General features: G+C 36.0%; 16 protein-coding genes. 14 read left to right on the top strand and 2 right to left on the bottom strand.

The features are described from left to right. Positions 1-23 precede the first annotated feature (23 nt). Positions 24-608, top strand: coding sequence for an acyl carrier protein phosphodiesterase (locus FORMA_RS08785; RefSeq protein ID WP_069675314.1), 585 nt, complete (start codon positions 24-26; stop codon positions 606-608). Here the strand turns inward: FORMA_RS08785 and recG are convergent. After that, complete coding sequence (gene recG / locus FORMA_RS08780) at positions 605-2,710, bottom strand: ATP-dependent DNA helicase RecG (RefSeq protein ID WP_069675313.1); 2,106 nt, start codon at positions 2,708-2,710, stop codon at positions 605-607. The two genes, FORMA_RS08785 and recG, sit on opposite strands and share 4 nt — an antisense overlap. A 7-nt stretch (positions 2,711-2,717) precedes the next feature. Beyond that, a complete protein-coding gene (locus FORMA_RS08775) occupies positions 2,718-3,239 on the bottom strand; it encodes a DUF7935 family protein (RefSeq protein WP_069675312.1) in 522 nt (173 codons plus the stop codon). Between the two features lie 209 nt (positions 3,240-3,448). Between FORMA_RS08775 and FORMA_RS08770 the strand changes: the two genes are divergently transcribed. The 13 genes from FORMA_RS08770 to FORMA_RS08710 all read left to right on the top strand — a co-directional run bounded on the left by FORMA_RS08770 (position 3,449) and on the right by FORMA_RS08710 (position 23,392). After that, the gene (locus FORMA_RS08770) at positions 3,449-5,773 is read left to right on the top strand and encodes an ATP-dependent helicase (protein WP_069675311.1); all 2,325 of its coding nucleotides are present in this window, start codon (positions 3,449-3,451) and stop codon (positions 5,771-5,773) included. A 2-nt stretch (positions 5,774-5,775) separates the two neighbouring features. Further along, positions 5,776-6,396: an L-threonylcarbamoyladenylate synthase gene (locus FORMA_RS08765; protein ID WP_069675310.1), complete on the top strand. Its 621-nt coding sequence runs from the start codon at positions 5,776-5,778 to the stop codon at positions 6,394-6,396. Positions 6,397-6,400: 4 nt separating this feature from the next. Continuing rightward, positions 6,401-9,247, top strand: coding sequence for an excinuclease ABC subunit UvrA (uvrA, locus tag FORMA_RS08760; RefSeq protein ID WP_069675309.1), 2,847 nt, complete (start codon positions 6,401-6,403; stop codon positions 9,245-9,247). A 21-nt stretch (positions 9,248-9,268) separates the two neighbouring features. After that, positions 9,269-9,955 carry a TIGR00730 family Rossman fold protein gene (locus tag FORMA_RS08755; protein ID WP_197500760.1) on the top strand — a complete coding sequence of 229 codons (687 nt, stop codon included), beginning with the start codon at positions 9,269-9,271 and terminating at the stop codon, positions 9,953-9,955. A 35-nt stretch (positions 9,956-9,990) separates the two neighbouring features. Continuing rightward, positions 9,991-12,819, top strand: coding sequence for a hypothetical protein (locus FORMA_RS08750; RefSeq protein ID WP_069675307.1), 2,829 nt, complete (start codon positions 9,991-9,993; stop codon positions 12,817-12,819). 158 nt (positions 12,820-12,977) lie between these two features. Next, a complete protein-coding gene (locus FORMA_RS08745) occupies positions 12,978-15,386 on the top strand; it encodes an alpha-ketoacid dehydrogenase subunit alpha/beta (protein WP_069675306.1) in 2,409 nt (802 codons plus the stop codon). Positions 15,387-15,458: 72 nt separating this feature from the next. After that, on the top strand, positions 15,459-16,940 hold the full coding sequence (nhaC, locus tag FORMA_RS08740; RefSeq protein ID WP_069675305.1) for a Na+/H+ antiporter NhaC: 1,482 nt from the start codon (positions 15,459-15,461) through the stop codon (positions 16,938-16,940). 127 nt (positions 16,941-17,067) lie between these two features. Next, the gene (locus FORMA_RS08735; RefSeq protein ID WP_069675304.1) at positions 17,068-17,706 is read left to right on the top strand and encodes a peroxiredoxin; all 639 of its coding nucleotides are present in this window, start codon (positions 17,068-17,070) and stop codon (positions 17,704-17,706) included. Between the two features lie 9 nt (positions 17,707-17,715). Then, positions 17,716-18,030, top strand: coding sequence for a thioredoxin family protein (locus FORMA_RS08730; RefSeq protein ID WP_069675303.1), 315 nt, complete (start codon positions 17,716-17,718; stop codon positions 18,028-18,030). Beyond that, on the top strand, positions 18,011-18,268 hold the full coding sequence (locus FORMA_RS08725; protein ID WP_069675302.1) for a DUF6952 family protein: 258 nt from the start codon (positions 18,011-18,013) through the stop codon (positions 18,266-18,268). The genes FORMA_RS08730 and FORMA_RS08725 overlap by 20 nt, the downstream gene beginning before the upstream one ends. A 127-nt stretch (positions 18,269-18,395) precedes the next feature. Next, positions 18,396-20,762, top strand: coding sequence for a DNA translocase FtsK (locus tag FORMA_RS08720; protein WP_069675301.1), 2,367 nt, complete (start codon positions 18,396-18,398; stop codon positions 20,760-20,762). Then, positions 20,749-21,402 carry a LolA family protein gene (locus tag FORMA_RS08715; protein WP_069675300.1) on the top strand — a complete coding sequence of 218 codons (654 nt, stop codon included), beginning with the start codon at positions 20,749-20,751 and terminating at the stop codon, positions 21,400-21,402. The genes FORMA_RS08720 and FORMA_RS08715 overlap by 14 nt, the downstream gene beginning before the upstream one ends. A 7-nt stretch (positions 21,403-21,409) precedes the next feature. Then, positions 21,410-23,392 carry an LptF/LptG family permease gene (locus tag FORMA_RS08710; RefSeq protein ID WP_083236591.1) on the top strand — a complete coding sequence of 661 codons (1,983 nt, stop codon included), beginning with the start codon at positions 21,410-21,412 and terminating at the stop codon, positions 23,390-23,392. Positions 23,393-23,404 lie beyond the last annotated feature (12 nt).

The raw sequence follows: 23,404 nt of genomic DNA, 5'->3' as shown, positions 1-23,404 counted from the left end.
GATAGTATTCATAATTTTGACCCATGAACTACCTTGCACATCTCTATCTTTCTGGCAATAATGAAGACGTTTTAATCGGTAATTTTATTGCAGATAGCGTTATAGGGTCAAAATACAAGGATTACACATCTAAAATACAACAAGGAATTCTTTTACACCGCCAAATTGATACCCACACGGATGCACACCCCAATTTTAGAACTAGCACAAAAAGATTACATAAAAATTATAGTCATTATTCTGGAGTGATTGTTGATATTTTTTTTGATCATTTTTTGGCTAAAAACTGGTCTACTTATACCTCGATTTCGTTAGCAGACTATGCGCAACACTGCTATACTATTTTAAATAAGAATATTAATATTATGCCTGAAAAAGCGCAATATATACTCCCCCATATGACCAAAGGAAATTGGCTATTGAGTTACGCTTCCATTGAAGGGATATCTAGTGTTTTATCAGGGATGAATACAAGAACTCAAGGGCGGTCAAGAATGGATCGAGCTAGTTTTGAGTTGGAGCAGTATTATTCAGATTTTGAGCGTGATTTCAAGATTGTTTTTGAGGATATAAATCAAATGAGTGCTGCTTTTCTCAACCCATACTAACTGATGTAATTCCACATGTTTTTATACTTACCCATTTGAGTATATGTTTTATTTATGGGCAAATGTTTTGGTGAACTTAGTTTTGGGTCTTCTTTAAGTACTTTTTTAGCCCATGTTCGAGCTAAAGATAAGAGCGCTTTATCTTGAACTATGCTAGCTATTTTTAAACGCAGAACACCACTTTGTTGCGTTCCCATGATATCTCCAGGTCCTCTAAGTTTTAAATCTACTTCAGCAATTTCAAAACCATCAGAGGAGCGCACCATCGTTTCCATTCGCGTTTTGCTGTCATTTCCAAGTTTGTGGCTCGTCATTAAAATGCAATAGCTTTGCTCAGCTCCTCTCCCTACACGTCCTCGTAATTGATGCAATTGAGACAATCCAAACCGCTCGGCACTTTCAATAATCATTACAGATGCATTTGGGACATTTACGCCCACTTCTATCACTGTTGTCGCTACCATAATTTGCGTTTCACCTTTCAAAAAGCGTTGCATTTCAAAGTCTTTGTCTGTAGCTTTCATTTGGCCATGGACAATGGAAATTTGATAATTTGGCATAGGAAACTCTCGTGCGATGCTTTCATAGCCATCCATTAAATCTTTGAAATCTAATTTTTGACTTTCATTAATGAGTGGGTATACAATATAAACTTGACGGCCTTTTTTTATTTCCTCTCGAATAAACCCAAATACTTTTAAGCGGTTGCTGTCATAACGATGAACCGTTTTAATGCGTTTTCTTCCCGGGGGTAGCTCATCGATTACAGAAATGTCTAAATCCCCATAAACCGACATCGCTAATGTTCTTGGAATTGGAGTAGCTGTCATCACTAATACGTGAGGAGGCGATGTGTTTTTGTGCCATAATTTACTGCGTTGAGCTACCCCAAATCGATGTTGCTCGTCAATGATGGCTAATCCTAAATTTTTAAATTTTACTTTGTCCTCCAAAATGGCATGAGTTCCCACCAAAATATTTAAGTTTCCGCCCTCCAAACCGGAGTGTATTTCTTTTCTAGAAGCAGTTTTTGATGAGCCTGTAAGCAATGCTATGTTGATTCCTAAAGCAGCGCACATGGGCTTCAAGCTGTTATAATGTTGAATTGCTAGTATTTCGGTAGGGGCCATAAGGGTGGCTTGAAAATTGTTATCAATGGCAATAAGCATGGATAAAAAAGCTACAATAGTTTTTCCTGAGCCGACATCCCCTTGCAACAATCGATTCATCTGTGCGTTGCTGCCCATATCGCCCCGGATTTCTTTTACAACACGCTTTTGAGCGGCTGTCAAAGTGAAGGGCAAATGGTTATTATAAAACTCATTAAAATGAGTCCCCACTGTTTCAAAAAGGAACCCCTTAATTTTTGATTTATGAATTAAATTTTTATATACCAATTGCAGTTGAATGAAGAAGAGTTCTTCAAATTTCAATCGAAATTGAGCACTAGCGAGCAACTTTTGATTTTTAGGAAAATGGATGTTGGTTAGAGCGTCTTTTTTTGAAATTAATCCATTGTGCATTAATATTTCGTCAGACAGCGATTCATCGAATGAATTGCCAACATGTTGGAACAAATGTTCAACTAATTTTGAAAGCGATCGATTAGAAATCCCTCGATTGGATAATTTTTCTGTTGATGGATAAATAGGTTGAATAGCAGAGCTTAAACTTTTATCAAAATCTGTTTTGAGTTCCATGTCCGGATGCGGCATATTAAAAACGCCATTAAATAGATTTGTTTTTCCAAAAACGACATAATCTGTGTGCAGTTTTAAACGCTCTTTAATCCATTTTTGACCTCGAAACCAAACTAAATCAATCTTCCCAGTACTGTCTCTAAAGGTTGCTACAAGCCGCTTACCCCTTTGCTGTCCTACTTCTCTAATTTCTGTAATTTGCCCTATGACTTGCACTTCGGCATTATTTTGTTCTAGTGCATTTAATTTATAAAATTGAGTACGATCGATGTAGCGGTTGGGAAACAAATGGATTAAATCTTGAAACGTATGAATGCCCAATTCTGAACGCAACAAAGAAGCTCTGTTAGGTCCTACCCCTTTAAGATAATCAATTGGTGTTTGCAAAACATCCTGAACCATGTTGTGCTTAGTTTAGTAAGAGTCCTACTTCTTCCTTGAGTACGTTTAAAGCCATTTGGGGTGAAAGTTTTGATTGTGTTAGAGTTTCAAATAGAGCTGCGCTCATGTCGTTTGCAGTAGGTGTTTCCTCAGTGATTTCAAATGATCTAATCAACTTAATACTATTGTTTTTTGCTGCTGAAATAATTTGCCAACAAGACTCAGAAACATAAATTTGTTGTGCTAAATTATGTTCATACTCCTGCTCAATTGTTTTGATCAACAAGTCTTTGTAGGCATCGGGCTGTGGTGCAATTGGCGGAACACGCAAAAGTAAATTATGAGCACTTATGCGTTCCAGAAATAAGGTCAAACGCTCAAATGCTTGTAAGCGTGTAGGTAAGATTTCTTTATGATACGTTTTGTGAAGCATAAAGTTACGCCTGTTATTTTCATTAGTAACATGCTCTTTGAAAAACAAAAAAGCTATGGCGCCAGTAAGCAATGCCGGGATACAATACAACATTAAGCCTAAGAAATTTTCAGTCATTTTAAACAATAATTTTGTGGCACTAATTTAATAATTTCATAACAAACACAATCAAAATAATTAATGGATAAAAATTGACCGCTTATAAAATTTGCAAAATAACCAAAGAACAATACATAAAAATGATGTGAATTGTTTATAATTATTCGTTAAAGCCAAGCTAAAAAAGGAATACATTACTTAATTTCACGGTTCTAATTTTTTTTTATTTGAAAGCCTATTTAGAACAGCTAAACGACGCGCAATTAGCACCAACATTACAGATGGATGGCCCCATGATTGTAATTGCGGGTGCGGGCTCTGGAAAAACCAGGGTGTTGACGTTTCGAATTGCCTATTTGATGAGTAAAGGAGTAGATCCGTTTAATATCTTGGCACTCACCTTCACAAACAAAGCTGCAAGGGAGATGAAATCAAGAATTGCGTCCATTGTAGGAGATAGCGAGGCTAAAAATTTATGGATGGGAACTTTTCATTCCGTGTTTGCTAAAATTTTACGTTTTGAGGCTGATAAATTAGGATATCCATCAAACTTCACTATATACGATACACAGGATTCTCAACGGCTCATATCTGGGATTATAAAAGAACTAAACTTAGATAAGGATGTATATAAATACAAGCAAATTCATTCGCGTATTTCTTCATACAAAAACAGTTTAATTACTGTTCGTGCCTATTTCCAGAATCCTGAACTGATAGAAGCAGACACCATGGCAAAGCGCCCGCAATTGGGTGCTATATACAAAGAATATGTAGACCGTTGTTTTAAGGCAGGCGCAATGGATTTTGATGATTTATTACTTAAGACTAATGAATTACTTACACGATTTCCAGATGTGTTAGCAAAATATCAAAATCGATTCCGCTATATCCTTGTGGATGAGTACCAAGATACTAATCATTCTCAATATCTTATTGTTCGCGCACTGTCTGATCGTTTTCAAAACATATGTGTTGTTGGAGATGATGCGCAAAGTATTTATGCGTTTCGTGGGGCCAACATCAATAATATTCTGAACTTCCAAAAAGATTATGACAACGTCAAAATTTATCGATTAGAACAAAATTATCGATCTACAAAAAACATTGTCAATGCAGCTAATTCTATTATTGATAAAAATCAAACCAAATTAGATAAGGTAGTTTGGACCGCTAATAGTGAAGGGAATAAAATTGTAGTAAACCGCTCTTTGACAGATGGTGACGAAGGGCGATATGTGGCCAGCTCTATTTTCGAAAACCAAATGAATAACCAAGCTAAGAATGCTGATTTCGCTGTTCTCTACAGAACAAATGCACAATCAAGAGCAATTGAAGATGCTTTGAGGAAAAGAGGTCTACCCTACCGAATCTATGGAGGTTTGTCGTTCTATCAGCGAAAAGAAATTAAAGATGTTTTGGCCTATTTAAGGTTAATTATTAATCCTGCTGACGAAGAAGCTTTAAAGCGTATCATTAATTTTCCTGGACGTGGAATTGGTCAAACAACAGTAGACCGGCTTATTGTTGCTGCAAATGCAGCCAATACAACAATATTTGAACTACTCAAACACATTCAAACTTCTCATATTAATTTGAATTCTGGGATTAAAACAAAATTGTCAAATTTTTGTACCATGATTGAAAGTTTTCAAGTTATGAATCATGGTGCTAATGCTTTTGAACTCACCGAACATGTTTGTAGAGTAAGTGGTTTAATTAGAGAATTTAAAAAAGATGGAACTCCAGAAGGCGTCACAAGAATGGAAAATGTTGAAGAACTCCTAAACGGAATAAAAGATTTCGTAGAAGGCCAGCGCGAACTTGCAGACTCAACTGCTGATTTAGCTGAATTTTTAGAGGATGTGGCACTTGCAACCGATTTGGACAATGAGCAAAAAGGGGACGAAGAAAAAGTTGCACTAATGACGATTCATCTGGCCAAAGGTTTAGAGTTTCCTTATGTTTACATTGTTGGCCTCGAGGAAGACTTATTTCCAAGTGCCATGAGTATGAATACTAGAAGTGAACTTGAAGAAGAACGCCGCTTATTTTATGTTGCCGTAACTCGTGCAGAAAAACAAGTGTATTTAACTTATGCTTTATCCCGTTACAGATGGGGTAAACTTATTGATGCTGAACCAAGTCGTTTCATCGAAGAAATTGACGATGATTATTTAGAAATCACAACCCCAAAAGAAGAACGACGATTTAACCCCATGCTTAGTGCCGATATATTTGGTGATGTCCCTCAGTCAAAAGTTCGCTATAAAAAACCTTCGTTTACAAAGCCTAAACCAAAGAAAAAAGCTGAGCAACCCGCAAGACTTACCCCTAAAAATTTAACAAAACTATCAAAGACCAACCCCAATACAAATTTATTCGACAGTAAGCTTACCGTAGGCAATATCGTGAATCACCAACGCTTTGGCACAGGCGAGGTAGTGAAGATTGAAGGGAAAGGCGCTGATTTAAAAGCAGAGATTAAGTTCTCAAATTCAGGAGTAAAGAAATTACTTTTGCGCTTTGCGAAATTAGAAATTGTATCGTAGCTATGGCAGAATTATTAAAACTTTACTCAGAAAATCCCCACCCAAGAACTTTAGATAAGGTTGTTAAGTGCTTAAAAGCCGGCGGGTTGGTCATATACCCTACTGATACCGTTTACGCTTTGGGTTGTGATGTAAAAAGCACAAAAGCAATGGAACGTATTGCTCGCATCAAAGGAGTCAAACTTGAACGTGCTCAATTTTCATTTATTTGCCATAATTTAAGCCACTTAAGCGACTATACAGCTCAAATAGATAGTAGTACGTTTAAGACGTTAAAACGTTATTTTCCTGGGCCATACACTTTTGTTTTACCCAGTAACAAAGCCCTTCCTCATCCATTCAAAAAACGTAAAACAGTTGGTATTCGGGTTCCTGATCATCCAATTGCATTAGAACTCGTCAGGCGACTTGGCAATCCAATTGTGTCAACTTCAATAAATGATGAAGACGATATTATTGAATACACAACCGATCCTGAACTGATTTATGAAAAATGGCAGAACCTTGCCGACATCATAATTGATAATGGATTTGGTGGAAATATTGCATCCACTGTAATTGATTTAACTCAAACCCCTCCTAAGCTTATTCGTGAAGGCAAAGGCTTAGCAGATTTTTTATAACCCCATGGCGAAAACAAAGAACATTACATTTGAGGAATATATCGAAGTTCAGGGTGCTCGAGCACATAATTTAAAGGATATTGACGTCAAAATCCCAAGAGATCAACTTGTCGTTATTACTGGTCTATCGGGAAGTGGTAAGTCGTCATTGGCGTTCGATACAATTTATGCAGAAGGTCAACGGCGGTATATAGAAACGTTTTCTGCCTATGCTAGACAGTTTTTAGGAACTTTAGAACGTCCAGATGTTGATAAAATTGATGGCCTATCGCCAGTAATAGCTATTGAGCAAAAAACGACCAGCAAATCACCAAGATCGACCGTTGGCACAATAACCGAAGTTTATGACTTTTTACGGTTGCTGTTTGCACGTGCAGCCGATGCTTACAGCTATAATACCAATGAAAAAATGGTAAGCTACAGCAATGAACAAATTAAATCTCTTATTGGCAGCACATTTAAGGACAAACGTATTTCTATTTTAGCACCTGTTGTGCGCTCTAGAAAAGGACATTACCGTGAGCTTTTTGAATATATAGCTAAACAAGGTTTCATCAAAGTTAGAGTGGATGGTGCTATAGTCGATATAAAACCTGGAATGCGCCTTGATCGATACAAGCTTCACGACATTGAAATAGTGATTGATCGGCTGAAAGTCGATGAAAAAACCATGAATACCAATCGTCTTGATGAAAGTATTAATACTGCTATGGACCAAGGGGATCAAATGTTAATGGTGTTTGACCATGATGAGAAAACCTTACGCTTCTTTAGTGGAAATCTGATGTGTCCTTCATCAGGAATTTCATATCCTAATCCTGAACCTAATAATTTTTCTTTTAATTCACCTAAAGGGGCTTGTCCGGAATGTAATGGTATTGGAGATTTATATAAAGTTAATGTTCAAAAAATTATTCCTAACCGCAAGCTATCCATTAAAAATGGCGGACTAGCACCACAAGGGCCACAAAAAGATTCATGGATATTTAAACAACTTGAGTTAATTGCTAAACGATTTGACTTTAGTTTATCAGATCAAATAAAAACCATTCCAAAAAAGGCAATTGACATCATACTCTATGGCGGTAAAGAAGAGTTTTCCGTTAACAGTAAATCTCTTGGTGTTTCAAGAAATTATGCAATTGATTTTGATGGTATTGTTAACTTCATTGAGCATCAATACAACACCACTGATTCGAGCTCCATAAAACGTTGGGCAAAAGCTTATGTGGATAAAATAGAATGTCCTTCATGTGGTGGATCACGTTTAAAAAAGGAAGTGCTTTATTTTAAGTTAAACAATAAAAATATTGCTGAGCTAGCTGCACTGGACATCAATGAATTAGCATTATGGTTCAAAGCCCTACCAAATCAACTTTCATCTAAGCAAAATACAATTGCCAAAGAAATAATCAAAGAAATTCGGACACGGTTACAATTTTTGCTTGATGTAGGATTAGATTATTTAGCCTTAAACAGAAGCTCAAAGTCACTATCTGGTGGTGAGGCACAACGCATTCGATTAGCCACTCAAATTGGATCTGAACTAGTCGGTGTACTCTATATCTTAGACGAGCCTAGTATTGGTTTACATCAGCGCGATAATCAAAAACTGATACAATCGCTTATGGCATTGCGTGATGTTGGTAATTCTGTAATTGTAGTGGAGCACGACAAAGACATGATTGAGCAAGCCGATCACATCATTGACATAGGTCCGAAGGCTGGTAAATTTGGGGGCGAAATTATAAGCCAAGGAAAGCCTGCCCATTTACAAAAGGCAGATACCATTACAGCTCAGTATCTTCGTAATATTAAATCTATAGAAATACCAAAAAAACGACGTAAAGGCAATGGTAAAACCTTAGAGCTAAAGGGGTGTACTGGCAATAATTTAAAAAATGTTTCCATCAAAATCCCATTGGGCAAAATGGTTGGCATTACAGGAGTTTCAGGGAGTGGGAAATCGTCTTTAATCAATGAAACCTTATACCCTATTCTAAATAATTATTATTTTAATGGTGTTAAGGAGCCCTTAGCATACAAAAGCATTAAAGGCTTAGAGCATTTAGATAAAGTGATTGATATTAATCAATCTCCAATCGGTAGAACCCCGCGCAGTAATCCTGCTACCTATACCGGTGTATTTGGCGAAATTAGATCGCTTTTTGCAAAGATTCCAGAAGCTATGATTCGAGGTTATAAACCAGGACGCTTTAGTTTTAATGTTTCTGGTGGGCGGTGTGAAACATGTAAAGGAGGTGGTTTAAGACTTATTGAAATGAATTTTCTGCCTGATGTTTATGTTGGCTGTGAATCCTGTATGGGCAAACGATTTAACAGAGAAACTTTAGAAATCAGATACAAAGGTAAATCAATAAGTGATGTACTAAACATGACCATCAATGAGAGTGTAGGTTTCTTTGAGCATATTCCAAAAATTTACCGTAAACTAAAAACGATTAAAGATGTTGGACTTGGGTATATTACATTAGGTCAACAGAGCACAACCTTATCTGGTGGGGAAGCGCAGCGCATAAAACTTGCTTCTGAACTCAGTAAACGCGACACTGGAAATACAATATATATTCTTGACGAACCCACAACAGGACTTCATTTTGAGGATATACGCGTTCTTTTAGATGTGTTACAAAAGCTCGTGGACAAGGGGAACACCGTTCTGATAATAGAGCATAATTTGGATGTAATCAAGGTTGTAGATCATATTATTGACGTGGGATTAGAAGGTGGCAAAGGAGGTGGTACTATTGTAGCTGAGGGAACACCTGAGCAGATTATCAAAAACAAAATAAGCTACACCGCAAAATATTTAAAAAAAGAATTACTTTAGTAGGTCGAAACAATAAAAATTATGAGACTGCAACAACACAAAAGCTGGAACGAAATAAAAACTAACGACTCCTGGGCCATTTTTAAAGTTATGGGGGAATTTGTTACCGGGTTTGAACGAATGAGTAAAATTGGGCCCTGTGTATCCATTTTTGGTTCAGCCAGAACTAAAACAGATGACAAATACTACACCTTGGCTGTAGAAATAGCTAAGGCTATTGTTGAATCTGGTTATGGCGTTATTACTGGTGGTGGACCAGGTATTATGGAGGCAGGAAATAAAGGGGCTAAACTCGCCAAAGGAACTTCTGTTGGATTAAATATTGATTTACCTTTTGAGCAACATGATAATCCGTATATAGATTCTGATAAAAGTCTAGATTTTGATTACTTCTTTGTGCGGAAAGTTATGTTTGTTAAATATTCTCAAGGTTTTGTAGTGATGCCAGGTGGTTTTGGAACTTTAGACGAACTCTTTGAGGCAATAACCTTGATCCAAACCAATAAAATTGAGAAATTCCCTATCATTCTCGTTGGAAGTTCCTACTGGAAAGGATTAGTAGAATGGATTAAAAAAACACTTCGCGACGAATACAAAACGATCAGTCAAAAAGACTTAGATTTGATTCACACTGTCGATTCGCCAGAAGAAGTAACAGCGATATTGGACGCCTTTTACAAACAATATCAACTCAGCCCAAATTTCTAATTGTCATCAACACTCAAGGAACTACAAAAAAAGTCATGCAGAACATCTACCTTGCTTTAATCTTGGCTGGTATATCCTCGTGTTATGGACAACACAAGACGGATATTGTGGCAGTGGTCGACTCCGATACTGAAATTATAAATATTCAACAGTCATTTACATTTTACAACTCTCATGATAAAGCACTGAATGAATTATATTTTACAGATTGGACTTCAAGTTACAGTAGTCCAGAAACGCCTTTAACGAAGAAATTTTTAAATGAATTCAATACAAATTTATATGTCGCAAGGGATAAGCATCGTGGGTATACGATAATCAATCGTATCCAAAGCCAAACACAAAATACACATGTTTTTAATCGTCTTGCTAATCAAACAGATATTATAAAAGTTGATCTCGATAAGGCTTTGTTACCAGGTGATTCAATAACCTTAGAGATAGATTATCAATTAACAATTCAAAATGATCGATTCACAGGATATGGCATCAATAAGAATAAAGATTATGCACTAAACGCTTGGTATTTAACCCCCGCTGTTTTTGACGGACAAGATTGGAGGCTTTACAGCAATCAAAATCTGGATGACTTGTACGCTCCTGGTATTGACACAAAGCTAAAACTTACAACAGCCGATACTTACAATATCTACACAGCTTTAAACGAACTAGGGTTTGAACGTAATGATGGTTTAATTCAACATACTTTTGAAGGAAAAAATATTACAGACTCAAAGATTTTTATCACCTCGGAAAAATTCAGGCATTACACTTTTGAGGATTTAACCATTCAATTAAATATTAATTTAAAAAAAATTAGTCCTGAAAAAGAAAAAGAAATACTGGAACGAATTAATGGTTTTTCTTCTGCAAATATTGCAGTATACCCTAAAAATAAATTGATTTTATCTAATCGTGAATACAAGAAAAACTCTCTCTATGGATTAACCTTTCTTCCAGATGTATTGTCCCCTTTTTCAAAGGAATTTGAATATGAGATCACATTAGCGCAAAACATCATCAAAAAATATATTGATGAAGTTTTAAAACTAGATTCTAGAACGGAGTATTGGTTAAAAAAAGGAATCGAACAATTGTTGCTCGTTCGTTATATAGAAACCTACTATCCAGATCAAAAGCTACTTGGAAAACTCGCTAATTTTTGGGGAATTAGAGGATTTAATTTTTCAAAACTAAAATACGCAGAGCAATACCGCCTTACTTATTATCAAATGTTAAGAACGGGGCGTGATCAGGCACTCAACACAAAACGTGAAGAGTTAATTAACTTCAATCAAAGGCATACTGCAAAATTTAAAGCTGGTCTAAGTTTAAAGTATTTAATGTCCTATTTAGGTCAGAATAATGAACTTCTTTGGATACAAGAGTTCATTGATATACAATCTGAAAAACCTACATCAGTAGCAAATTTCAAAACATTTTTAAGACAAAAAACTAAGAAAAATATAGAGTGGTATTTTGAGGATTACATTGTCAGCGCTATAAGCTCAGATTATAAATTCAAAAATTATTCAATAGATAAAGACTCAATTTACTTTACAATTAAAAACCTAAAAAAAGGAAAATATCCAATTTCCTTATCAACATTGAAAGGCGAACAGGTCATTTCAAATGAATGGATTGAAGGATTTGATAGTGAAAAACAATTTTCTATAGCAAATAACGGTGCTGATGAACTAGCATTGAATTATGATCACTCTAGTTTGGAATTTAATCGACGTAACAATTGGAAACGACTCGACCGTGGTCGACTGTTCAACAAACCGTTGCAGTTTCGTTTTCTTAGAGACGTGGAGGATCCCGCAAAGGCGCAAATTTATTTCATTCCTATCGTCGAGTTTCAGAACATTTACGATGGCTTAAAACTAGGAATGAATTTTAACAACAGAGGACTTTTAGCAAAACCATTTCTGTATGCTCTGGCTCCCTTTTACGGTCTAGAATCAAAGACGATGACAGGATTTGCAAAAGCGATGTTTAATATTTACCATGAAGATTCAAGGCTTTATAATACCATGTTTGGAATTACTTTTGATCGCTCCTCGTTTGATTACGGATCTTTTATAACAAAAATACAGCCTTATGTTCAATTTCAATTTAGAGAAATTAATAATTTGAGATCCAATGCAAGCGAAACGTTGATGTTGCGTTACATAAATATTCAAAAAGATAATTCTAGAAGCTTCCTTGACGAAAATACCATTCCGCCCTATAAAGTTCTTAATCTACGTTATTTAAATTTGGACAACTCCATTCACAAATTTGACAAATGGTCTGTTGACCTCCAGTTTTCTGGAAATTTTGGAAAACTAAGTTCTAGCTATGAAATCAGAAAAAGAACACCAAATGATCGGCATTATAACCTGAGGTTATTTGCAGGTGCTTTTTTGTACAACACACTTCCGGATACCGAAAACAACTTCAATTTTGCATTAGATCGTCCGACAGACTACCTTTTTGAGTACAATTATTTAGGCCAGTCAGAATCGTCAGGAATTTTAGCCCAGCAATTGGTAATTGCCGATGGTGGATTTAAGTCAAAAACAGAGCCAGGTTTCGCAAATCAATGGTTAACAACCTTGAATGCAAGTGCCTCTATTTGGCGATACATTCAAGCCTATGGTGATCTTGGATTTGTGAAAAACAAAGGACTAAGCCCATTTTTCGCTTACGATGCTGGAGTACGATTAGACTTAGTTACTGATTACTTCGAAATCTATTTCCCAATGTATTCCAACCTAGGATGGGAGATTAGTCAATCCAATTACCCTCAAAAAATTAGATTTGTATTTACAACAGACTTTTCCGCACTTGCCGAGTTATTTACACGAAGATGGTTCTGACATTTTATTCATCAAAGAAGCACAAGCCCATATTTTCTTTCTTTAAATCCTTTTAAAAATACTGTTGTTTTGGATTTTAATTTCTAATGCTTTACACTTGACTAAAGTTGATTGATATGCTTATATTTCCTATATTTGCAAAAAATTTCGGATCGTAGATGTCTACAAAAAACAAGCTTGCTGAAAACATAACTTTTGAAGAATTTAGATTAGAAGTTATAAATGACTACAAAATTGCCGTCACAAGCCGTGAATGTAGTTTGCTTGGCCGTCGCGAGGTATTGACAGGCAAAGCAAAATTTGGAATTTTTGGGGGAGGTAAAGAACTTCCTCAGCTCGCTTGGGCTAAAGCGTTCAAAAATGGTGATTTTAGATCTGGATATTACCGCGATCAGACGTTCATGATGGCAATTGGTGAATTGAGCATTGAGCAATTCTTTGCTGGTCTTTACGCACATACCGATATCAATTTTGATCCTATGAGTGCAGGTCGCCAAATGGGTGGACATTTTGTAACACACTCACTGGACGATAATTTCAATTGGAAAAATCTAACTGCACAAAAAAATTCAAGTTCAGACATCTCTCCTACTGCAGCGCAAATGCCACGCTTATTAGGTTTAGCTCAAGCCTCAAAAGTTTATAAGGAATTAACTACTGATGCCTCTAATTTTTCCAAAAATGGCAAAGAAGTAGCTTGGGGAACCATAGGTAATGCGAGTACAAGCGAGGGCTTATTTTTTGAAACTATTAACGCCGCAGGAGTATTACAAGTTCCGATGGTGATAAGTGTATGGGACGATGATTACGGTATCTCAGTTCACGCCAAACATCAAACAACAAAAGAAAGTATTTCTAAAGTCTTAAGCGGCTTTCAAAGAGATCAAAATGATAATGGATATGAAATTCTAAAGGTTAAAGGGTGGGATTATGTAGAACTCATAAACACCTATGAAAAGGCAGGTCGCATTGCGCGTGAAGAGCACGTGCCAGTGCTTATACATGTGGACGAACTTACTCAACCACAAGGCCATTCCACTTCAGGATCTCATGAGCGGTACAAAAATCCTAAACGCCTTCAATGGGAACGTTCGAATGACTGTAATTTAAAGTTTAAAAATTGGATTATAGCCAATGGCATCGCTACTGAGGATGAATTATTCGCCTTAGAAAAACAGATTAAAACAACAGTAAAAGAAAGTAAAATAAAAGCGTGGAACGATTTTTTAAAGCCTATTAAATCCGATTGTTTAAAAGCAATCGATTTGATCAAGGCCGCTGCATCAAACTCACCACAAAGAGTTTTTATTGATAAAGAACTTTCTGCTCTTGAAGCCTTGAAAGATCCAATGCGTAAAGACGTTTTAGGCGTGTCTAGAAGTGTTTTAAAATATTTTATTAATGACGAATCAACTGCAAAAAGAGCCTTAGTAAATTGGATAAATCAGTATACCAAAGAAACACAAACCAAGTACAGCAGCTTACTTTACAGCGAATCGCCAAAAAGACCTGAAAATATTGAAGCTGTTCCGCCTACCTATGACCCAACACCAAATTTTGTAGATGGGCGCGTAATATTACGTGATAATTTCGACCAAATTTTTTCAAAATATCCTGAAGCGCTTATATTTGGACAAGATTCAGGTGCCATTGGTGATGTTAATCAAGGTTTAGAGGGGCTGCAAGAGAAATACGGAGCAACACGCATTGCAGACGTTGGTATTCGTGAAGCCACTATTATAGGCCAAGGCATCGGAATGGCTTTACGAGGTCTTCGACCAATTGCCGAAATTCAGTATCTAGATTATATCCTCTATGCATTACAGACCATTAGTGATGATTTGGCTACACTTCATTACAGAACTTTTGGAAAACAAAAGGCTCCAATAATCATAAGAACAAGAGGACACCGTTTAGAGGGTATTTGGCATTCGGGATCACCAATGGGAAGTATTCTAGGACTTATAAGAGGAGTACATGTACTCGTTCCAAGAAATATGACCAAAGCTGCTGGTTTTTATAATACGCTTTTTGAAAGCGATCAACCAGCACTTGTAGTGGAATGCCTAAACGGTTACCGACTAAAAGAAAAAAGACCAAATAATCTTGGTGCATTTAAAACAAAAATTGGTGTTGTAGAAAACTTAAAAACAGGAAACGATTTGACCTTTGTTTCTTATGGTTCTACGCTTCGTATCGTTGAACAAGCTGCTCGAGAACTTACAGAAGTAGGTATTGATGCTGAAATAATCGATGTGCAATCGCTTATCCCTTTTGATACAAATAATGATATTTCTAAAAGTTTAGAAAAAACAAATCGTTTGCTCATCGTTGACGAGGATGTACCTGGTGGCGCTTCTGCCTATATTTTATCTGAAATTTTAAAGCAAAACAACGCTTACGAAAATCTGGACAGCAAACCTCAGATGCTAACAGCTCAAGCACATCGACCAGCTTACGGATCGGATGGCGACTATTTCAGTAAACCTTCAAAAGAAGATATTTTCGAAGCTGCTTATGCGATTATGCATGAATCTGATCCATCAGCATTTCCAAAACTTAGGTAACCTCCTATTTCAGGTTGCATAAAACTCCTAAAAATTGTAATATTACATTATAACTTTAACTGTTTTTCTTTGATGAAACAACATGAACACTTGACGGACCAAAAAAATAAAAATTCCACAACGTACAAAGAACTTTCCATATGGGAAGCACTCATTCCAGTAATAGCATTAGTTGTGATGTTGTTTTATAATGTGTTTTTTGTTTTCGGAGATGACGCACTAAGTGGAAGTAATCAGTTTATACTTTTATTGGGAGCAGCAGTAGCGGCAGTGGTAGGTGTTTTTAATAAAGTTAGTTATCGTCAAATGATAGATGAAGTAGCCGAAAACCTAAAAACAGCAACAGCTGCATTACTTATTTTACTTATGGTTGGTGCTCTTGCTGGAACATGGCTTATAAGCGGAATTATCCCGACAATGATATATTATGGATTGCAAATTCTTAATCCTAATTTCTTTTTAGTTGCCTGTGTGCTTATTTGCGCCGTAATTTCAATTGCAACAGGCAGCAGCTGGACCACTTCTGCAACTGTTGGTATTGCACTGATTGGCATTGGTGAAACATTAGGTATTTCACTTGGGATGACTGCAGGAGCTGTACTATCAGGCGCTTACTTTGGCGATAAAATGTCGCCACTAAGCGACACAACAAATCTTGCACCTGCTATGGCAGGTGGGTATCTGTTTAGCCATATAAAATATATGATGATTACAACTGTACCCACTTTTATAATCACTATAATACTATTTTTGATTATTGGTTTAAACTTAGAAGTTTCAGGAACTCCTGATATTTCTGATAAGCTCGATGCTATTGGAAAAGCTTTTTATATTTCGCCTCTTCTATTCATTGTTCCTATCATAGTAATTGTTTTGATCGTAAAAAAAACACCGCCATTAGCAGCATTATTATTGGGAACGCTCTTGGCTGCAGTTGCAGCAATTATTGCACAACCGCATATTCTCGCAAATATTAGTGGTGTCGAAGAATTAGATTTTAAATCGGCATACAAAGCAGTGATGCAAGCCATGACAGTTGAAACTGCTGTAGAAACCACAAGCACAGAACTCAATGATTTATTTTCATCGAGTGGCATGAGTGGTATGTTGGGTACCATTTGGCTTATCATATGCGCTATGGTATTTGGTGGTGTAATGGATGCTATTGGTGCATTATCACGGATTAGTAACGCACTTTTAAGCTTAGCCACTTCTACATTTGGCCTTTTTGCTAGTACTGTAGCCAGTTGTTTGGCCCTTAACGTCACCGCTTCAGACCAATATTTAGCGCTTGTGGTCCCTGGAAAAATGTTTAAAAAAGCATATAAAGACAAAGGCTTAGCACCTGAAAATCTAAGTAGGACCCTAGAAGATTCGGGAACAGTAACTTCAGTACTTGTCCCTTGGAATACCTGTGGTGCTTATCAAAGTGGTGTGTTGGGTGTGTCTGTAGCAGAATATTTTGTTTATGCTTTTTTCAATTGGATCAGTCCATTCATGACGCTAATAGTAGCAGGATTTTCAATTAAAATAAAACAACTTAACGCTAAATAATAGGCCAATAATTTGGATAACTTTAACTTATAGTTGGATAAAAAATTATAATTTTGCAGCTATGGATTAACCTTGGTTCTAGGTTATATTTGTATCAAAAATTATTTAATCTTTAAAATATAAAATTATGTCATTTGTAGGAAAAAAATTTCCAAACTTAACTGTTGACGCCATGAACGAAATGGGCGACACATTCAAAGTCAATGTTTTGGAAGAAGCAGTTAACAATAAAAAGAAAGTTGTACTGTTTTGGTACCCGAAAGATTTCACATTTGTGTGTCCAACTGAATTACATGCTTTTGAAGCTGCTAAAGCTGAATTTGAAAAAAGAAATTGTATTGTTATTGGTGCATCGTGTGACACTCCAGAAGTACACTTTGCTTGGTTATCAACATCAAAAGACAATGGTGGGATCGAAGGAGTAACCTACCCTATTCTCGCAGATTCTAACCGAAACCTTTCTTCTACACTTGGGATTTTAGACATAACTAACGAAGAGTACAATGAGGAAACAGGTGTTGTTACTGTTGAAGGTGATAACGTAACGTACAGAGCCACCTATATTATTGACGAAAAAGGAACTGTAGTACACGAGAGTATCAATCATATGCCACTTGGGCGTAATGTTGCTGAATTCTTAAGATTGGTAGACGCATACACACACGTACAAGAAAAAGGTGAAGTTTGTCCAGCGAACTGGGAAGAAGGAAAAGACGCTATGCAAGCCAATGCAAAAAGTACTGCAGATTATTTATCGTCGCACTAAAACTATGCTATAATGCAAGAACTCACTCAAGACAATCTTAAAACTGTAGTATCGGAGCACGATACTGTGGTAGTGCAGTATTCTGCCACTTGGTGTGGAAATTGTCGAATTATGAAGCCAAAAATGAAAAAATTGGCTGCAGAAAACCCAAACATCAGCTTTATTGTAGCCGATGCCGAAAAATTTCCAGAAAGCCGTAGTCTGGCTAAAGTAGACAACTTGCCCACCTTTGCTACGTTTAAAGGCGGTGCATTTGTAAACCAAGTTCAGACTAATAAATTTGACGTTCTAAAAACACTAGTCGATGAAATTGCCAGTCATTAAACAACTTAATAAATTCATTCAAGACAATGATGAAGATTACATCATTGAAACTTTAGAAACTTTGGAAAGCTTAACGGAAGTTCCTAGCTTAAAAGATGAAGAATTAGATGTTATTGGCGAGTTGATTTCAAACATGTATGGCGCTTTGGAAGTACATAAAATGATTAAATCTGGTACACCAGAAAAGGATGCACTAAATGCATTTATGAAACGGGTTTTAGGTTCAATAGACAAATAAGCCTATGTCCAAAAGGGCAAAAATTAAAACCACGCCTAAGGCGTGGTTTTTTTGTTCAAAACAAATTTCCATTACCTACAAGAATAACGTATTTTAATTTGTATTTTTGTTATAACTACAATAGATTATGACCAGAACATCGGCCAACAAGAATAAGAAAAAAATCCTTCCAGAAATCACACTTACCAATCCACAAAGGCTAGTGCTTGGAAGTTTTTTGGTTATTTTTGGGTTACTTATCTTCATTTCTATTGTTTCTTACTTCTTCACGGGTGAAAGTGATCAAAGTATTTTAAATAGATTTACAAGCAGAGATATACAATCTAATAATTGGCTTAGTAAGATCGGGGCTTGGATCAGTCATTTTTTAGTTTTTAAGGGTTTTGGTATTGCTTCGTTTATATGCTCTGGCCTGTTCATTGTTTCTGGTGTCAGTGTTCTAATGAACACTTCCAAACAACGCTTATTTCGTCATTGGGTATGGGGTGTACTTGGCATCATTTGGATTTCAATAACATTTGGCTTTGCATTCCAAAAATTACCAAATCTTGGTGGGAGCATAGGATATCAATTAAATTTATTTTTCCAAGATTACATAGGTAAAATAGGTACTGCCCTGCTCCTATTGTTTTGTTTCATATGTTACATTGCCATTCGTTTCAAAGTTACTCCACAACAAATAGCTAAGCTTTTTACTTTTAAGAATAAAATAAAAAATGACGAAGAAATCATTAATTCGCCTATTCAACACACTTTTGATGAAAATGAAGCAGAGGTTGTTGATGAAAAATCAACAACCTCTGCTTTTGAGGTACCCCTAAAAAATTTAGAGCCAACAATACAAAAACATTCAAGCATAGCAAAAGATGAAGTTCAAGTTGAGGCCGTAACAGGTAAAGATTCTGGAGTCAAAATGGAAATTACTGTTGCAGAAGAAGAAGTTTCTGAAACCGATAATTTAGCTGCAAAGTTAGTTGAAGATTTTGGGGAAGTTGATCCAACACTAGAACTTTCAAAATTTGTATTTCCATCCTTAGACTTGCTTAAGAAATATGATTCTGAGGGTATAACTATTGATCAAGAAGAACTTGAGGATAACAAAAATAGAATTGTTGAAACCCTTAATAATTATAAAATTGGAATCAGTAGTATTAAAGCTACAGTAGGTCCAACCGTAACGCTTTACGAAATCATCCCAGATGCTGGAATTAGGATTTCTAAAATAAAAAATTTGGAGGATGACATAGCGCTCTCTCTATCAGCTTTGGGTATACGTATCATCGCACCAATTCCTGGGCGAGGAACAATAGGAATTGAAGTGCCAAATAAAAATGCAACTATAGTTTCGATGAATTCTGCAGTGGCCTCTCAAAAATTTCAAAAATCAGAGATGGAATTACCCATTGCTTTGGGCAAAACAATCAGCAATGAGACATTTGTTGTAGATCTTGCAAAGATGCCACACTTGCTCATGGCAGGTGCTACGGGTCAAGGTAAATCCGTAGGGCTTAATGCTGTTCTCACTTCTCTGCTCTACAAAAAACATCCTGCCGAAGTCAAATTTGTTTTGGTCGATCCGAAAAAAGTGGAATTAACTTTATTCAATAAAATTGAGCGGCACTATTTAGCTAAACTCCCCGATTCTGATGATGCGATTATAACAGACAATACAAAAGTGATAAACACCTTAAACTCTTTGTGTATTGAAATGGATAATCGTTACGATTTGCTCAAGACTGCGTTTTGTAGAAATATCAAAGAATACAATACAAAATTTAAGGCCCGTAAGTTGAACCCCAATGACGGGCATAAATTTTTACCCTATATTGTTTTGGTTGTCGACGAATTTGCGGATTTAATCATGACTGCTGGAAAGGAAGTTGAAACTCCTATTGCGCGATTGGCACAGTTGGCCCGTGCAATTGGAATTCATTTAATTATAGCTACCCAACGTCCTTCAGTCAACGTGATAACAGGAATTATAAAAGCAAACTTTCCAGCCCGAATAGCTTTTAGAGTCACTTCAAAGATTGACTCAAGAACTATTTTGGATAGCTCTGGCGCTGATCAATTAATTGGTCGAGGCGATATGCTGTACACGCAAGGGAACGATTTGGTGCGTATACAATGTGCTTTTGTCGACACCCCTGAAGTAGAACGCTTAACAGAGTTTATTGGCGCGCAAAAGGCCTATGCCAGTGCATATATTCTACCTGAGTATATTAGTGAAGAATCTGGCACAAGTCTTGATATTGATATAAACGACAGGGACAAATTGTTTCGTGAGGCTGCTGAAGTGATCGTAACTGCTCAACAAGGATCTGCTTCTTTATTACAACGTAAATTGAAACTTGGATATAACCGTGCAGGGCGACTTATTGATCAATTAGAAGCCGCTGGTATAGTTGGCCCATTTGAAGGCAGTAAAGCACGACAAGTTTTAGTTTCTGATTTAGTTGCATTAAATCAATTATTAGACAATGAACTTTTATAAAAAAAATATTTTATTTTGTACACTATTTTCTATTGGAACACTATTCGCACAGAACAAAGACCCGCAGGCGAAGCAGTTGCTTAACCAGGTCAACAAAAAGGTAGAGTCCTATGAAAATATCCAAATTTCGTTCAAGTATGTACTTGAGAACGAGGCAGAAAACATACGTCAGGAAACCAAAGGAAAAGTAACCTTAGAAGACGATAAGTATGTCCTTGATATTCTGGGTATTAAACGTGTTTTTGATGGCGTCAAATTATACACAATAAGTCCGGAAGATGAGGAAGTAACTATTTCTACTGAAAACCCAGATGAAGATAATACCATAGCACCGAGTAAATTACTTTCATTTTATGAGTCAGGATACAATTATTCAATGGATATTATTCAGGAAAAATTTGGACGAAAAATCCAGTACATAAAACTAATTCCAATTGACTCAAATTCTGAAATTAAATATGCTCTGCTAGGAATTGACACTTTGACTAAGCATATCTATAATTTAATTGAAATCGGTTCTAATGACACAAAAACAACACTTACTGTGTTGGATTTCAAAACAAATGCTCCCCTATCCCAATCTTTTTTTAACTTTGATGCTGCGCGCTACAGTGATTATTACATCAATAATTTAGATTAGGGTAAAATTGAAAATATTAGACCGCTACATACTTTCCACCTATTTAAAGTCATTCTTTAGTGTCTTTACTATTTTAATGCTTATTTTTTTACTGCAATCCGTCTGGGTATATATTGCAGAACTAGCGGGAAAAGATTTACAATTTGATGTGATTCTTAAGTTTCTTATTTTTGTCTCTCCACGAATAGTAGTTTTGGTATTACCACTAACCATACTATTGGTATCGATCATGGTGTTTGGGAATTTTTCAGAAAACTATGAATTTGCTGCAATGAAGTCAACTGGGATTTCGCTTCAACGAGCTATGAAAAGCTTGAGTATATTTATAGTCTTTTTGGCTGTAGTCAGCTTTTTCTTTGCCAACAATGTAATTCCCTTGGCAGAGTTTAATTTTTTTAATCTAAGACGAAATATTGCCCGAGTTCAACCCGCAATGATTGTGGCAGAAGGACAATTCAATCAACTGCAGGACATCAATATTAAAGTCGCTAAAAAAAGTGGCGCGAATGGTGAATTTTTAGAAGATGTTATCATCCATCAAAAAAAAGGAAATTCTTCTGCAAACTATACTGTAATAAAGTCAAAGACTGGAGAATTTTACAGTGACGAATCATCAGACCTCATTCAGTTAATTCTTTATGATGGAAATTACTATGATGAAATACAACCAGCTGACTATCAAAAAAGAACAAAAAATAGGCCACAAATAAAAAGTACTTTTGACCGTTACGTCATAAATATAGATATTTCAAAATTCAATGATGTAGATTTTGAACAAAAGGACGCCTCTGCACGTTTTAATATGCTCGGCGTAGATGAACTTAACGCAACTATTGATTCCCTTTATAAAAGCAGGCAGAAATCAATAGATGTGTTTTCAAAAACAATGAACTCAAGATCTTATCAAAATAATTTGAACCTTAATTATAATGCTGTAAAAAGCGATTCAATTGTTGAAAGCCCTGAGAATATTTTTGATTTATTTACAAAGAAAAAGCTAATTCAGTTGTACGAAATCGCGATCACTTCTGTGAATTCTGTACAAGATAATATTAAAGTAAAGAACAAGTCATTTTTTATTTCTAACATGAATATCAATAAACACATTGTTGCACTTCATGATAAATTTGCCTTAGGCTTAATGTGTGTTATTTTATTTTTTGTAGGAGCCCCATTAGGTGCCTTAATACGAAAGGGCGGTATAGGACTTCCTTTGGTTATTGCAATTTTGATCTTTTTGACTTATCACTTCATAAGTATCTTCGCTAAAAACAGTTCTGAAGATGGAAGTTTAGACCCCGTTTTTGCAACTTGGCTTGCCGGTATCATCATGCTTCCCTTTAGTATCTACCTTACCAGCAGAGCTACAAAAGATAGAGCGCTCATGGACATAGATGCCCTTCTTATTCCAATGAAACTAAAGCTAGTAAGATCAAAATTAGTGAATGAACAAAATTTAGAAAAACATTCTATAGATACAAATGAGATCGATCGTTTTGAAAACGAAAAGCTAATCGACTTGATTAAAAACTTTAGGCACTACGGATTAAAATTAGCGGATAAAAATAATGCGCTAAAGATTTTACGCAATAGAGGGATTACAGAACTAGAACTTAAGCTTTCGGGGAACTTAAGTAACGAATCTTATGAAGCGGGAATACGCCATTTGGAAGATTATCATGAAAATGCAACATTAGCGAGCTACTCTCACTTAAGCTTGCTGATATTTGGTATGAGCGGTTTAATACTTAGAAATAATGGTATTCAAATTCTTGGTGGAATTCTCATTTCTTTAGCACTAATTGCGCTCATTTTCTTTCTGGTATTATTGCCAAAAGTTTTGAAGAATCAATCTGAGTTTTACAAGCTACTAAAAAAGAAATTTATGACACACAATGTAGTTTTTATTATTTTAGCACTCCCCCTATTCTTTTTGTATCGCCTTTATTTTAATAGAAAAATGAATGAAGATTTAACTAAAATTTCATAAGTTTTAGTGCTG

It is taken from the genome of Formosa sp. Hel3_A1_48 (genome assembly GCF_001735715.1).
In the GTDB taxonomy this organism is placed as follows: Bacteria; Bacteroidota; Bacteroidia; order Flavobacteriales; family Flavobacteriaceae; genus UBA3537.
This window is presented reverse-complemented; position numbering and strand designations above follow the sequence as displayed.

Bases quoted from the DNA above. Each gene is read 5' to 3' on its own strand.
- FORMA_RS08785 (WP_069675314.1), top strand. From the start codon at position 24: ATGAACTACCTTGCACATCTCTATCTTTCTGGCAATAATGAAGACGTT.
- recG (WP_069675313.1), bottom strand. From the start codon at position 2,710: ATGGTTCAGGATGTTTTGCAAACACCAATTGATTATCTTAAAGGGGTA.
- FORMA_RS08775 (WP_069675312.1), bottom strand. From the start codon at position 3,239: ATGACTGAAAATTTCTTAGGCTTAATGTTGTATTGTATCCCGGCATTG.
- FORMA_RS08765 (WP_069675310.1), top strand. From the start codon at position 5,776: ATGGCAGAATTATTAAAACTTTACTCAGAAAATCCCCACCCAAGAACT.
- uvrA (WP_069675309.1), top strand. From the start codon at position 6,401: ATGGCGAAAACAAAGAACATTACATTTGAGGAATATATCGAAGTTCAG.
- FORMA_RS08755 (WP_197500760.1), top strand. From the start codon at position 9,269: ATGAGACTGCAACAACACAAAAGCTGGAACGAAATAAAAACTAACGAC.
- FORMA_RS08750 (WP_069675307.1), top strand. From the start codon at position 9,991: ATGCAGAACATCTACCTTGCTTTAATCTTGGCTGGTATATCCTCGTGT.
- FORMA_RS08745 (WP_069675306.1), top strand. From the start codon at position 12,978: ATGTCTACAAAAAACAAGCTTGCTGAAAACATAACTTTTGAAGAATTT.
- nhaC (WP_069675305.1), top strand. From the start codon at position 15,459: ATGAAACAACATGAACACTTGACGGACCAAAAAAATAAAAATTCCACA.
- FORMA_RS08735 (WP_069675304.1), top strand. From the start codon at position 17,068: ATGTCATTTGTAGGAAAAAAATTTCCAAACTTAACTGTTGACGCCATG.
- FORMA_RS08725 (WP_069675302.1), top strand. From the start codon at position 18,011: ATGAAATTGCCAGTCATTAAACAACTTAATAAATTCATTCAAGACAAT.
- FORMA_RS08720 (WP_069675301.1), top strand. From the start codon at position 18,396: ATGACCAGAACATCGGCCAACAAGAATAAGAAAAAAATCCTTCCAGAA.
- FORMA_RS08715 (WP_069675300.1), top strand. From the start codon at position 20,749: ATGAACTTTTATAAAAAAAATATTTTATTTTGTACACTATTTTCTATT.